At 70.7% G+C, this 12,651-nt stretch carries 13 protein-coding genes; 9 read left to right on the top strand and 4 right to left on the bottom strand.

What is annotated here, in order from left to right; translation table 11 throughout:
* Positions 1-91: 91 nt before the first annotated feature.
* From OG276_RS13585 to OG276_RS13550, 8 genes are all read left to right on the top strand, one after another.
* On the top strand, positions 92-1,240 hold the full coding sequence (locus OG276_RS13585) for a hypothetical protein (protein ID WP_266905247.1): 1,149 nt from the start codon (positions 92-94) through the stop codon (positions 1,238-1,240).
* 149 nt (positions 1,241-1,389) lie between these two features.
* Positions 1,390-2,664: an amidohydrolase gene (locus tag OG276_RS13580; RefSeq protein ID WP_266912786.1), complete on the top strand. Its 1,275-nt coding sequence runs from the start codon at positions 1,390-1,392 to the stop codon at positions 2,662-2,664.
* A 231-nt stretch (positions 2,665-2,895) separates the two neighbouring features.
* Positions 2,896-3,951, top strand: coding sequence for a BMP family protein (locus tag OG276_RS13575; RefSeq protein WP_266905245.1), 1,056 nt, complete (start codon positions 2,896-2,898; stop codon positions 3,949-3,951).
* A gap of 263 nt (positions 3,952-4,214) precedes the next feature.
* On the top strand, positions 4,215-5,879 hold the full coding sequence (locus tag OG276_RS13570; protein ID WP_266912784.1) for an ABC transporter ATP-binding protein: 1,665 nt from the start codon (positions 4,215-4,217) through the stop codon (positions 5,877-5,879).
* Positions 5,876-6,991 carry an ABC transporter permease gene (locus tag OG276_RS13565; RefSeq protein WP_266905243.1) on the top strand — a complete coding sequence of 372 codons (1,116 nt, stop codon included), beginning with the start codon at positions 5,876-5,878 and terminating at the stop codon, positions 6,989-6,991. The genes OG276_RS13570 and OG276_RS13565 overlap by 4 nt, the downstream gene beginning before the upstream one ends.
* The gene (locus tag OG276_RS13560; RefSeq protein WP_266905241.1) at positions 6,988-8,253 is read left to right on the top strand and encodes an ABC transporter permease; all 1,266 of its coding nucleotides are present in this window, start codon (positions 6,988-6,990) and stop codon (positions 8,251-8,253) included. The genes OG276_RS13565 and OG276_RS13560 overlap by 4 nt, the downstream gene beginning before the upstream one ends.
* Positions 8,250-8,642 (top strand): cytidine deaminase, encoded by a 393-nt coding sequence (locus tag OG276_RS13555; RefSeq protein ID WP_243333749.1) that lies wholly within the window; start codon positions 8,250-8,252, stop codon positions 8,640-8,642. The genes OG276_RS13560 and OG276_RS13555 overlap by 4 nt, the downstream gene beginning before the upstream one ends.
* Positions 8,643-8,743: 101 nt before the next feature.
* A complete protein-coding gene (locus OG276_RS13550) occupies positions 8,744-10,021 on the top strand; it encodes a thymidine phosphorylase (protein WP_266905236.1) in 1,278 nt (425 codons plus the stop codon).
* Between the two features lie 73 nt (positions 10,022-10,094).
* Here the strand turns inward: OG276_RS13550 and OG276_RS13545 are convergent, their stop codons facing one another.
* Positions 10,095-10,697 carry a ferredoxin gene (locus OG276_RS13545; RefSeq protein ID WP_266905234.1) on the bottom strand — a complete coding sequence of 201 codons (603 nt, stop codon included), beginning with the start codon at positions 10,695-10,697 and terminating at the stop codon, positions 10,095-10,097.
* A gap of 62 nt (positions 10,698-10,759) precedes the next feature.
* On the opposite strand from OG276_RS13545, the gene OG276_RS13540 reads away from it, so the two are divergent.
* Positions 10,760-11,089 (top strand): STAS domain-containing protein, encoded by a 330-nt coding sequence (locus OG276_RS13540; protein WP_266912782.1) that lies wholly within the window; start codon positions 10,760-10,762, stop codon positions 11,087-11,089.
* Here OG276_RS13540 and OG276_RS13535 read toward each other — a convergent pair.
* The 3 genes from OG276_RS13535 to OG276_RS13525 all read right to left on the bottom strand — a co-directional run bounded on the left by OG276_RS13535 (position 10,976) and on the right by OG276_RS13525 (position 12,650).
* Complete coding sequence (locus OG276_RS13535) at positions 10,976-11,986, bottom strand: sigma-70 family RNA polymerase sigma factor (protein ID WP_266905232.1); 1,011 nt, start codon at positions 11,984-11,986, stop codon at positions 10,976-10,978. The genes OG276_RS13540 and OG276_RS13535 overlap by 114 nt on opposite strands.
* Before the next feature lie 104 nt (positions 11,987-12,090).
* Positions 12,091-12,282: a hypothetical protein gene (locus OG276_RS13530; protein ID WP_266905230.1), complete on the bottom strand. Its 192-nt coding sequence runs from the start codon at positions 12,280-12,282 to the stop codon at positions 12,091-12,093.
* A 74-nt stretch (positions 12,283-12,356) separates the two neighbouring features.
* A complete protein-coding gene (locus OG276_RS13525; RefSeq protein WP_266905228.1) occupies positions 12,357-12,650 on the bottom strand; it encodes a hypothetical protein in 294 nt (97 codons plus the stop codon).
* Between the last annotated feature and the right edge of the window lies 1 nt (position 12,651).

The following is a 12,651-nucleotide window of genomic DNA, read 5'->3' as shown; positions in this document are numbered from 1 at the left end:
GGCCTCCCGGGCTTCGGCGCGCAGCGCCGGACCCCGTCCGGCGGTCCGCCGGCCGCACCGTTCCCATCCACCCTCTGACGAGGAGTACACGGTGACCCCCTCAGCCCCCGCCCCGACCCTGGCCTTCGTCGAAAGCCCGGTCCAGCTCCTCAACGTCCTGGAGTGGGCGCACGCCAGAGGCGCCGGACGGCTCCTCGGAGTCGTCCCGCGCCAGCCGGCCCGCGGCGGCGGGACCGGGCCCGGACCGGCCGGGGAAGTCCCGGGGCTGCGGATCGTGGTGCTCCCGCCCACCGACCCCATGTCCCGGGGCCAGCTCCGCCGGATGGCGGGGCTGGCCCGGGACGAGGGGCACGAGGTGCGGTGGCAGGAGGCGCGCGGCGGACGGCTGGCGCCGTTCAAGGCCTTCGCCGCGCTCGCGCGGGAGGTGCGGGCGGCCGAGCGGGTGGTGCTGGGGGACCCGTTCTCCCGCTACGTACAGCTCCTGCTCACCCTCGTCCGGGCCGAGGAGCTCGTCGTGGTCGACGACGGCACCGCGACCATGGAGTTCATCGCCCAGACGGCCCGCGGCGAGCGCCTCGTGCGCTGGCACCGGGTCGGCGGCGGCGGGCTCCCGGGCCGGCTGCGCGAGCTGGCGTACGCGCCGGTCTCGGCGAAGGCCCGGCGCCGGTTCACCCCGGGTGCGGACGGCCCCCGCCGCGTCGAGGTGTTCACCTCGATGCCGGTCACCGCGCACGGCGGGATGACCGTACGGCTCAACGACTTCGCGTGGACCCGGGCCCGCTTCGGCCCGCCCCGCCTGACCAAGGGCACCGACCTGGTCGGGACCTCGCTGGTGGAGACCGGCGTGGTCGACCCGGACCGGTACCTGGAGGCGGTGCGCGCCCTGACCCTGGAACACGGGGCCACCCGCTACTTCGCCCACCGCCGGGAATCCCCGGAGAAGCTGCGCAACCTGAGCGAGGCGACCGGGCTGGAGATCGTACGTCCCGACCTGCCGCTGGAGCTGATCGCCAGGCGGGGCCCGGTCGGCCGTACGATCGTCAGCTTTCCTTCCACGGTGGTCCACACCCTGCCCTACGCGCTGATCGGCACCGGTGTGACGGTGGCCGTATGCGATGTGGATCCGAGCTGGCTGACCGAGTCGGCCTCGCAACGGGCCCGCGGTTTCCTCGCCGGGGTCACCGACACCGCCCGTGATGTGCACAGACTTCCTGCTCAGACGGCTCAGGCGGCCGGATGAGCGGATGAGTGAGCGCGCGAGTTTACCCGCGCCTCCATCCGGTCATGCGTCCAGAGGCCGGGTTTCTTTCCCCTAACGGCATGAACTTTTTGTGATCTCCAGCCAGTTGACCCATGGGTGGGCCTACCCTTAAACGGGTGAACCAGTTGATGTCCCGCGAGTCCCAGACCGCCCTGCCCGGCAAGCCCGACCGGCCCGAGCTGCCCGGCAAGCTTCCGGACCACCTGCGTGCCGAACTGATCGCCTTCCGCCGGGACTTGCACATGCATCCCGAGCTAGGACACCAGGAGTTCCGCACCACGGCGGCGATCAAGGCCCGGCTGGAGAAGGCGGGCCTGCGCCCGCGCGTGCTGAAGTCGGGCACCGGGCTCATCTGTGACGTGGGCACGTGGGACGGCGTACGGCCGATGCTGGCCCTGCGCGCGGACATCGACGCCCTGCCCATCCCGGATGCCAAGACGCACGTCTCGTACCGCTCGACCGTCCCGGACCGCGCCCACGCCTGCGGCCACGACGTGCACACCGCCGTGGTGCTCGGCGCCGGCCTCGTCCTGGCCGAGCTCGACCGCCGCGGCGAGCTGCCCCGTCCGGTACGGCTGCTCTTCCAGCCCGCCGAGGAGGTGCTGCCCGGCGGCGCCACCGAGGCCATCGACTCCGGGGTGCTGGACGGCGTTGGCAAGATCATCGCGGTGCACTGCGACCCCCGCGTCGACGCCGGCCGGATCGGCCTGCGCGCCGGGGCCATCACCTCGGCCTGCGACCGGCTGGAGGTCACCCTCGACGGTCCCGGCGGGCACACCGCCCGTCCGCACCTGACCACCGACCTGGTGACGGCCGCCGCCCGGCTCGCCCTCGACCTGCCGGCCGTGCTGGCCAAGCGGATGGACGCCCGCTCGGGCATGTCCGTCACCTGGGGCCGGATCGAGGCCGGGCACGCCTGCAACGTCATCCCGATGCACGCGGAACTGTCCGGAACCGTTCGCTGCCTGGACCTGGCCTCCTGGCACGAGGCCCCCGACCAGATCCACGCGGTCATCGACGAGATCGCCTCGATGCACCGGGCCAAGTCGGAGATCACCTACGTGCGCGGAGTGCCCCCGGTCGTCAACGACCCGGTGGTCACCGACCTGCTGCGCGAGGCGATGAGCGCCCGGCGCGGGGCCGACTCGGTCGAGGACACCGAGCAGAGCCTGGGCGGCGAGGACTTCTCCTGGTACCTGGAGCACGTCCCCGGAGCCATGGCGCGCCTGGGCGTCCGCGCGCCGGGGGACACGGCGAAGCGGGATCTGCACCGGGGCGACTTCGACGTGGACGAGGCCGCGATCGGGGTCGGCGTGGAGTTCTTCACGGCCGCGGCGCTGCTCGACGGCGCGTCCCTCGAGGGGCTCGAAGGGCGACGCGCCAGGCTCGCGGGGTCCGTGTAGCCGACTGGGGCGGAAGTTCTTACACAATCGGCGGTTGATCCGGCGGACGCGTCCAGCCCTTGGTACACATGGGTCGGACGCGTCGGCAGTTACTGATCGGTCACTGTCTGGTTCACGACGATCCGGTAACGACTCATGAACGGGCCTTTAACTGACATCTACGCGCGTTACGATCGCGGCGAAACCAGCGCCGGTCGTGGCGCTTCGGTCAGGTTTTGAAGGAGCCTCCCCTTGCGCCGGATCACCAGGATCGCCACCGTGGGCATCGCGTCCGCGGCGCTGGCCCTCTCGGCCACCGCCTGTGGCGGTAAGAAGTCCTCGGACTCGTCTTCCTCGTCCTCCTCCCCGGAGAAGTCCGCCGCCATCGCGTACGACATCGGTGGCCGCGGCGACCAGTCGTTCAACGACGCCGCCTACGCGGGCCTCTCGAAGGCCGAGAAGGACCTCAAGATCAAGGGCGCCGAGGCGGAGCCCACCGATGGAGAGGGCGAGGCCGACAAGGTCCAGCGCCTCACCGAGCTGGCCCGCAAGGGCAACAACCCGGTCATCGGCGTCGGCTTCGCCTACGCGCCGGCCATCAAGAAGGTCGCCGAGAAGTTCCCGGACACCACGTTCGGCATCATCGACGACACCTCGGTGACCGCGAAGAACATCGCCAACCTCGTCTTCAACGAGGAGCAGGGCTCCTACCTGGCCGGCGTCGCCGCCGCCAAGGCGTCCAAGACCGGCACGGTCGGCTTCATCGGCGGTGTCGAGGTTCCGCTGATCAAGAAGTTCGAGGCGGGCTTCGCCCAGGGCGTCAAGGACACCAACCCGAACGCCAAGGTGCTCACCCAGTACCTGACCCAGCCGCCGAACTTCGACGGCTTCGCCAAGCCCGACCTGGGCAAGGCCGCGGCCGAGGGCCAGCTCGACAAGGGCGCCGACGTGATCTACTCGGCCGCCGGTCTGGCCGGTTCGGGTGCCATCGAGGCCGCCTCCGCCAAGGGCAAGTGGTCCATCGGCGTCGACTCGGACCAGTACAACCAGGCCGGTCTGGCGAAGTACAAGGACTTCATCCTGACCTCGGTCACCAAGGATGTCGCCGACTCCGTCTACAACCTGATCAAGTCGGTCCAGGACGGCAAGCCCGAGTCCGGCGAGGTCCGCTACGGCCTGGACAAGGACGGCGTCGGCCTGGCCGACTCCAACCCGAAGTACAAGGAGATGACTGACGTCGTCGCCGCGGTCGAGAAGGCCAAGGCCGACATCATCGCCAAGAAGATCGAGGTCAAGACCGCGCCGTAAGGCCTGGTCCGACCTGCTGCACACGTGATACCCGGGGTCCGGGAAGCGGTCTCATCGCTCCCGGGCCCCGGCCCGTGTCACGTGGTTTCATGTGATCTTGTGGCCGGTTGGCCGCAAGTTTTCACTTTCGACAGTGCTACGCGCGTAGAAGCATCGTGGACGCGATACTTTCTCCCCCCGCCCTGTCCCCTCCCTGCCTTCAGCTCCTTCCGCGCCAAGGAGAGTGCGTCATCAACGCGTCCAGCCCGCCCCCCGCCGTAGAACTGCACGGCATCACCAAGCGCTTCCCCGGCGTCGTCGCCAACAAGGACATCGCGATCACCGTCCGCAAGGGCACGGTCCACGCCCTCGTCGGCGAGAACGGCGCCGGCAAGTCGACGCTGATGAAGATCCTCTACGGCATGCAGAAGCCGGACGAGGGCACCATCGCCATCGACGGGGAGCAGGTCTCCTTCACCAGCCCCGGCGATGCCATCGCCCGCGGCATCGGCATGGTGCACCAGCACTTCATGCTCGCCGACAACCTCACCGTCCTGGAGAACGTGGTTCTCGGCGGCGAGAAGCTCTACGGCATCGGCGCGAAGGCCCGTAAGAAGATCAGGGAGATCTCGGACGCGTACGGCCTCGGCGTGCGTCCCGACACCCTCGTCGAGGACCTCGGTGTCGCCGACCGCCAGCGCGTGGAGATCCTCAAGGTCCTCTACCGCGGCGCGAAGATCCTCATCCTCGACGAGCCGACGGCCGTGCTCGTGCCGCAGGAGGTCGACGCGCTGTTCGACAACCTGCGCGAGCTCAAGTCCGAGGGCCTGACCGTCATCTTCATCTCGCACAAGCTGGGCGAGGTCCTGAAGGTCGCCGACGACATCACCGTCATCCGGCGCGGCACCACGGTCGGCACCGCCGACCCGCGCACCACCACGACCAAGCAGCTCGCCGAGCTGATGGTCGGCTCCGAGCTGCCGTCGCCGGAGACCCGCGAGTCCACGGTGACCACCGTCCCGATGCTCCGGGTCGAGGCCCTGACCGTCGCCGCGGGCGGCGCGCCCGTCGTCACGGAGGACACCGCGCGCACGCCGGGCCTGCCGGACGCCAACCTGCGCGAGACCCCGGTCGCCGGACGCCTGCTGCTCGACGGGATCAGCTTCACGATCCACAAGGGCGAGATCCTCGGCATCGCGGGCGTCGAGGGCAACGGCCAGACCGAGCTGATCGAGGCCCTCATGGGCATGCTGACCCCCGACGCGGGCGTCATCACCCTCGACGGCAAGGACATCACCAAGTCCCCGGTGCGCAAGCGCCGCGAGGGCGGCATCGGCTACATCCCCGAGGACCGCCACCGGCACGGCCTGCTGCTGGAGTCCTCCCTCTGGGAGAACCGCATCCTCGGCCACGTCACCGAAGCCCCCAACTCCAAGCGCGGCATCCTCGACCCGAAGGCCGCCCGCAAGGACACCGAGCGGATCGTGCGCGAGTACGACGTCCGCACGCCCGGCATCGAGGTCACCGCGGCCTCGCTCTCCGGCGGCAACCAGCAGAAGCTGATCGTCGGCCGCGAGATGAGCCACAACCCGAAGTTCCTGATCGCCGCCCACCCCACCCGCGGTGTGGACGTCGGCGCGCAGGCGCAGATCTGGGACGCGATCCGCGAGGCCCGCCGCGAAGGCCTGGCGGTCCTGCTGATCTCCGCGGACCTGGACGAGCTCATCGGCCTGTCCGACACCCTGCGGGTCATCTACCGCGGCCGCCTGGTCGCCGAGGCCGACCCCGCGACCGTGACCCCCCAGAAGCTGGGCACCGCCATGACGGGCGCCGCTTCCGGGCACCTCGAAGTCCCGGTCGGCGACACCGAAGCCACCGAAGCCACCGACAACCGCTCCGACGCCGGCACGGATGCCCGTACCGACTTCCCGGAGGACGAGGCCCGATGAAGAAACTCGACAAGGACCGGCTGATCCTCGGCTTCGCCGGGCCCGCGCTCGCGCTGGTCACCGCCTTCCTGCTGACCATGATCGTGCTGGCGGCGACGGGTGTGGACCCGATCGAACCGCTGCGGCTCATGGTGGAGAACGCGGGCTACGAGGACGTCCAGGTCCTCATCGTCAACCAGGCCGGTACGTACTACCTGGCGGCTCTGGCCGTGGCCATCGGCTTCCGGATGAACCTCTTCAACATCGGCGTCGACGGCCAGTACCGGCTCGCGGCGATGGTGTCGGCGGTCGTCGGCGCGGCGGTCACGCTGCCCGGCCCGCTCCACATCCTGCTGATCGTCATCGTCGCCATGCTGGTCGGCGCCTTCTGGGCCGGCATCGCGGGCGTCCTGAAGGCCAAGCGCGGAGTCAGCGAGGTCGTCTCCACGATCATGCTGAACGCGATCGCCACCAGTCTGATCGCCTGGCTGATCCTGCCGAAGAACCTCGGCGTCCAGCCGAAGGGCTCCAACGACCTGACCACCGGCGAGATCGCCAAGTCGGGCTGGTTCCCGGCGATCTCCCTCGGTGACGGCCTGGAGATCTACGGCTTCACCTTCCTCGCCTTCGCACTGGGCATCGTCTACTGGTTCGTGCTGGGCCGCACCCGCTTCGGCTTCGACCTGCGCGCCACCGGCGCCAGCGAGTCCGCCGCGCAGGCCTCCGGTGTGGACGCCAAGAAGATGATCATCACCTCGATGCTCATCTCCGGCGCCGTCGCCGGCCTCGCCGGCATGCCGGTGCTGCTGGGCGAGAGCCACACGTACAGCCTGTCCTTCCCGGTCGGTGTCGGCTTCACCGGCATCACCATCGCGCTGCTCGGCCGCAACCACCCGGTCGGCATCTTCTTCGCCGCGTTCCTGATGGCCTTCATCGACAAGGCCTCGGCCTCGCTCGACACGGCCGGGTACGCGAAGGAGATCGGCACGATCATGAAGGGCCTGATCGTGATCGCGGTCGTCGTCTCCTACGAGCTCGTCCGCCGTTACGGGATCCGACGCCAGCAGCAGAAGGTCGGCGAGGAGCTGGCCGCAGGCCACGCCATCACGACCGAGAAGGAGGTCTCGGCGTGAGCACCAGCACCGTTTCCGCGACCAGCGCCGCGCCCAAGAAGCAGGGCGGCCGCACCAAGCTCACCCTCCCGTGGATCATGCTGATCATCGCGGGCGGCCTCGCGCTCATCTCGCTGGTCCGCGTGATCAGCGGCGCGGACGACCTGACCTCCATCGGCCAGGTCTCCGGAGCGCTCTCCCTCGCCGTGCCGATCGGCCTCGCCGGACTCGGCGGCCTGTGGGCCGAGCGCGCGGGCGTCGTCAACATCGGCCTCGAAGGCATGATGATCCTCGGCACCTGGTTCGGTGCCTGGGCCGGCTACCAGTGGGGCCCGTGGACCGGCGTCATCGCCGGCCTGATCGGCGGCGCCATCGGCGGCCTGCTGCACGCGATCATCACGGTCACCTTCAACGTGAACCACATCGTCTCCGGTGTGGCCATCAACATCCTGGCCCTGGGCTTCACCCAGTACCTGTCGAACTTCACGTTCGCCGAGGCGCCCGGCGGCTCCTCCAAGCAGTCCCCGCGCGTCGAACCGATCTACGAGATCACCGTGCCGGGGTTGTCGGACTGGATGGCCACCCTCCAGGGCAAGCACTGGTTCTTCGTCTCCGACATCGCGGGCGTGATCGGCGGCCTGGTCACCGGCCTGTCGCTGCTGACCGTCGTCGCACTGCTGCTGATCCCCGGCACCTGGTGGGTGCTGTGGCGCACCACCTTCGGCCTGCGGCTGCGCTCCTGCGGCGAGAACCCCATCGCCGCCGAATCGCTCGGCGTCAACGTCTACAAGTACAAGTACATCGCGGTGATCGTCTCGGGCGCCCTCGCGGGCCTGGGCGGCGCGTTCCTGTCGATCGTGGCCAGCCCGATCTACCAGGAGGGCCAGACCGGCGGCCGCGGCTACATCGGCCTCGCCGCGATGATCTTCGGCAACTGGATGCCGGGCGGCATGGCGCTGGGCGCCGGCCTGTTCGGCTTCACCGACAGCCTCAAGCTGCGCGGCGGTGCCGAGAACGTCCACGCGATGCTGCTGCTCATCGCGATCCTGCTCGTCCTGGTCGTCGCCTGGCAGCTCTACAAGAAGCGCTACGTCCCGGCCGGCATCTCGGCGGTCTTCGCCGTGCTGCTGTTCCTCTGGTACGCGCTCACGGACCAGGTGCCCAGCCAGTTCGTGGACGCCGCCCCGTACCTGACCACGCTGCTGGTGCTCGCGCTGTCCGCGCAGCGCCTGCGGATGCCCAAGGCGGACGGCATGCCGTACCGCAAGGGCCAGGGCAAGTGACGGCCGCTCCCGACTGGGAGGCCCTGCGCGAGGCCGCCCGGGAGGCGATGTCCCGGGCGTACGCCCCGTACTCGGGCTTCCCGGTGGGCGTCGCGGCACTGGTCGACGACGGCCGCACCGTCGTCGGCTGCAACGTCGAGAACGCCAGCTACGGGCTCGGCCTGTGCGCCGAATGCGGGCTGGTCTCCTCCCTCCAGGCCACCGGCGGGGGCCGCCTCACGCACTTCACGTGCGTGGACGGCAAGGGCGAGATCCTCGTCCCCTGCGGTCGCTGCCGCCAGCTCCTCTTCGAGTTCGGCGGCGCGGAGCTCCAGGTGGAGACGCCGGAAGGCGTCCTGCCGCTCTCCGCGATGCTGCCGCAGGCCTTCGGGCCGGACCACCTGAGATAGCCGCGGCGACGGCCCTCCGCCCCCACCGGGCGGGGGGCCGCCGTCCTTTCCCCGGCACGTACCCCTCTCCTCTCTCTATGCGCGTAGAAGGAAGCACTTCCATGGACGTCATCTCCGTCATCCGCACCAAGCGCGACCGCGGTGAACTGAGCCCCGAGCAGATCGACTGGGTCATCGACGCGTACACGCGCGGCGTGGTCGCCGACGAGCAGATGTCGGCGCTGGCGATGGCCATCCTGCTCAACGGCATGAACCGCACCGAGATCGCCCGCTGGACCGCCGCGATGATCGCCAGCGGCGAGCGGATGAACTTCGACTCCCTGTCCCGCCCGACCGCGGACAAGCACTCCACCGGCGGCGTCGGCGACAAGATCACCCTGCCGCTGGCCCCGCTCGTCGCCGCCTGCGGCGCGGCCGTACCGCAGCTCTCCGGCCGCGGCCTCGGCCACACCGGCGGCACCCTGGACAAGCTGGAATCCATCCCCGGCTGGCGCGCCCTGCTCTCCAACGAGGAGATGCTGCACGTCCTGGACACCACCGGCGCCGTCATCTGCGCCGCCGGCGACGGCCTGGCCCCGGCCGACAAGAAGCTCTACGCGCTGCGCGACGTGACCGGCACCGTCGAGGCGATCCCGCTGATCGCCTCCTCGATCATGTCGAAGAAGATCGCCGAGGGCACCGGCTCCCTGGTCCTGGACGTGAAGGTCGGTACCGGCGCCTTCATGAAGAACATCGAGGACGCGCGCGAGCTGGCCCGCACGATGGTCGGCCTGGGCACGGACAGCGGGGTCAAGACGGTCGCCCTGCTCACCGACATGTCCACCCCGCTCGGCCTCACCGCCGGCAACGCCCTGGAGATCCGCGAGTCCGTCGAGGTCCTGGCGGGCGGCGGCCCCTCGGACGTCGTCGAGCTGACCCTGGCCCTGGCCCGGGAAATGCTGGACGCCGCCGGCATCAAGGACGCCGACCCGGCGAAGGCCCTGGCCGACGGCCGCGCGATGGACGTGTGGCGCCGGATGATCGCGGCCCAGGGCGGCGACCCGGACGCGGCGCTGCCCGTCGCGCGCGAGCAGCACGTGGTCACGGCCCCGTCCTCGGGCGTGCTGACGCGTCTGGACGCGTACGGCGTCGGCGTGGGTGCCTGGCGCCTGGGCGCCGGCCGCGCGCGCAAGGAGGACCCGGTCCAGGCGGGCGCGGGCATCGAGCTGCACGCGAAGCCCGGCGACACGGTGGTCGCGGGCCAGCCCCTGATGACCCTGCACACGGACACCCCGGAGAAGTTCGACTACGCCCTCTCCGCACTGGACGGCACCTTCGACATCGCGGCAGCCGGCACGTCCTTCTCGGCGACCCCGATCGTCCTGGACCGCATCGCGTAGTCCCGGCCCACGATCCCGTCGGCGCGGCTCCCCGTCCGGAGCCGCGCCGGCGCCTTTTCGCGGGCCCGTCGGCTCACAGGTCCGGCAGGGCCTGCCCGGGCTTCGGCTCGCGCCGGTGCTCCAGCCAGAACAGGTAGCCGCGCAGGTACGCCTCCAGGCCGTCGTCGATGTAGGCGGCGAAGTCCCGGTGGCCCTGCGCGGCGTCGTGGTAGTGACCCAGGTACCGCGGGTCGGCGTTGTATCCCCAGTGGGGGTGGGTGTCGGCGCCCCAGTCGGCGGCTATGTCCACGGCCCATTCACGGACCCGCCCGCGGTCCCGCCACCAGTCGCGGACGGCCTCCACGGTCCAGTGGTCGTCGCCGTCCCAGTTGTAGCCCTGACAGAGCTCCAGTGACGCGCCGCACAGCATGTCGAAGACCTCGCCCTCGTCCACCGGCTGGCGGAAGACGAACTCGCCTCCGAACCCGCCGCCGTGGTCGTCGTCGTACGAGATGTGGTGGGGAGCGTCCAGGCGGCCGATGGCCAGGCTGTCGGTCTCGCCGGCGTAGAAGGGGCCCGGCACGTTGCGCCAGTTGCGCTCCTCCCACTTCCCGGTGAACATCGCCGCGTCCAAGTGCGACTCGGTCTCGGTCAGCCGCCGGGCCGTGGGCAGCGGGTTCCAGTACGAAGGCTTCATCGCGCCATTGTGCTGAGCGGCCGATGAGTTCCGGCAAACAGAGGAGTCATCCCCTCGTGGAGATGACTCGACTCGTACTGCCCGGACCCGGACCGGCCGCACCGGACGTGGCGCAGCTGTGCGCTCGGCTGGCGAGGCTCTACGGGGACGGGGCGACCGCGGTGGTGTGCGACGCCGCCGCCGTCACCGCGCCGGGCCTGCGCACCGTCGAGGTGCTGGCCCGGCTGCGGCTCACCGCCGGGGACCGGCCCTTCAGGGTCACCGGGGCCGGGCCCGCCTTACGCGCGCTCCTCGGCCTCGTAGGACTCGTCGAGCTGCTCGGGGAGCCCGAAGAGCGGGAACCACCGGGCGGTGTCCAGGAAGGCGTTCAGGCCGGTGACCTTCCCCCCTGACACCTCCAGCACCTGGAGCGCCCACGGGGTCCAGCCCGGCTGACCGTCCTCCCGCAGCCGGTACTGGCCGAAGGCGGGCATGCCGTTCGCCGTGGTCGGGAGCAGCCGCGAGCCCTTGCAGCCGATGCCCTGGTTCAGGTGCCAGGCCGCGATGTCCTCGTGGCCCTGGAGCCAAAGGTCGAACGGCGGCATCGACAGCACCGCGTCCTCGTGGAGCAGGGCGGTGAGCCGGGAGATGTCGTACGCCTCGAAGGCGGCGAGGTACTGCTCCAGCAGCTTGACCTGGTCGGTGTCCAGCGGGTCCGCGGACTCGCTCTCCCGGATCCGGGTGGCGGCGAGGGTCGCGCGGGCCCGCTGCAGGGCGCTGTTCACCGACGCGACGGTGGTGTCCAGCAGGGTGGCGACCTCGTCGGCCTTCCAGGCCAGCACCTCGCGCAGGATCAGTACGGCCCGCTGCTTGGCCGGCAGGTGCTGGAGCGCGGCGACGAACGCGAGCCGTACGGACTCCTTGGCCAGCGCCATCTCCGCCGGATCGGCGGTCTGCGGCAGCACCCGCCCGTCGGGCACCGGCTCCAGCCAGGTCACCTCGGGCCGCTCGTTGAGCACGGCGGAGGCCTGGTGCTGCGGGGCGCTCAGGTCCATGGGCCGGGCCCGCTTGTTCCCCGCGTTCAGCAGGTCCAGGCAGACGTTGGTGGCGATCCGGTACAGCCAGGACCGCAGGGAGGACCGGCCCTCGAACTTCTCGAAGCTCCGCCAGGCACGGATGTAGGTGTCCTGTACCGCGTCCTCGGCGTCGAAGGCCGAGCCGAGCATGCGGTAGCAGTAGCCGGTGAGCTCCACGCGGTAGCGGTCGAGCGCGGTGTCGAGCTCGGGTGCGAGGTCGGTGGCTTCGGTCATGTCCCTTGATCCCCCTGCTAGTTCCCGGTACTTCGGAAACTACCCGAGGGCTCTGACAACCGCAGCCCGGCACGCGGCCCGGCACGCGGCGGCGGATCGTTTCCCTACAACTGCCACCGGGCCCGCACCACCCCGTCCGCGTCCGGCAGCACACCGGTGAACAGGGACTTCCGCTCGTCGGCGTAGATCGACAGCAGGGCGGCGGCCCGGGCGCCGGCGAGCACCCGCGCCAGCTCCGCACGCTCCTCCTCGTCGACGACACCGCTGGAGATCCGGCCGTCCGCGTCCTCCCACACGCATTCGACCGTGAACTCCTCGGGCAGCCCGGCCAGCAGCCCGTCGGTGTCGGCGGACAGCCCCGGCCAGACGTTCAGCAGGGCGCGCGGCGCGAGCCCGGCCCGGACGGCGTCGAGCCGGCTCCCGTCACCGATGGGGTACCAGCGGGAGGCGTTCGCGGCGGGGCTCTCCTCGACCAGGTCTGCGGATCCCGCACGGTGAGCAGCCCGGCCCCGCTCTCCTCGGCGAAGGCCCCGACGGCCGCCAGATACGCGGCCTCGACCGGCCCGCGGTCGCTGTCGGAGTCCTGCGTCCCCTGGTAGGTCCCGTTCGGGGCCCGGTCGGCGGGGTCGTACTTGGTCACCCGGTACACATGGGGCAGCGACATC

Origin of the sequence: Streptomyces sp. NBC_00086 (assembly GCF_026343255.1) — a bacterium.
GTDB lineage: Bacteria > Actinomycetota > Actinomycetes > Streptomycetales > Streptomycetaceae > Streptomyces.
Note: the sequence above shows the minus strand (reverse complement) of the source record. Positions and strands in the feature narration are given on the sequence as shown.

What these genes read in the sequence shown, in the direction of transcription:
- OG276_RS13565 (WP_266905243.1), top strand. Translation starts at nt 5,876, where the DNA reads ATGAAGAAACTCGACAAGGACCGGCTGATCCTCGGCTTCGCCGGGCCC.
- OG276_RS13550 (WP_266905236.1), top strand. Translation starts at nt 8,744, where the DNA reads ATGGACGTCATCTCCGTCATCCGCACCAAGCGCGACCGCGGTGAACTG.
- OG276_RS13540 (WP_266912782.1), top strand. Translation starts at nt 10,760, where the DNA reads ATGACTCGACTCGTACTGCCCGGACCCGGACCGGCCGCACCGGACGTG.
- OG276_RS13525 (WP_266905228.1), bottom strand. Translation starts at nt 12,650, where the DNA reads ATGTCGCTGCCCCATGTGTACCGGGTGACCAAGTACGACCCCGCCGAC.
- OG276_RS13535 (WP_266905232.1), bottom strand. Translation starts at nt 11,986, where the DNA reads ATGACCGAAGCCACCGACCTCGCACCCGAGCTCGACACCGCGCTCGAC.
- OG276_RS13545 (WP_266905234.1), bottom strand. Translation starts at nt 10,697, where the DNA reads ATGAAGCCTTCGTACTGGAACCCGCTGCCCACGGCCCGGCGGCTGACC.
- OG276_RS13580 (WP_266912786.1), top strand. Translation starts at nt 1,390, where the DNA reads ATGTCCCGCGAGTCCCAGACCGCCCTGCCCGGCAAGCCCGACCGGCCC.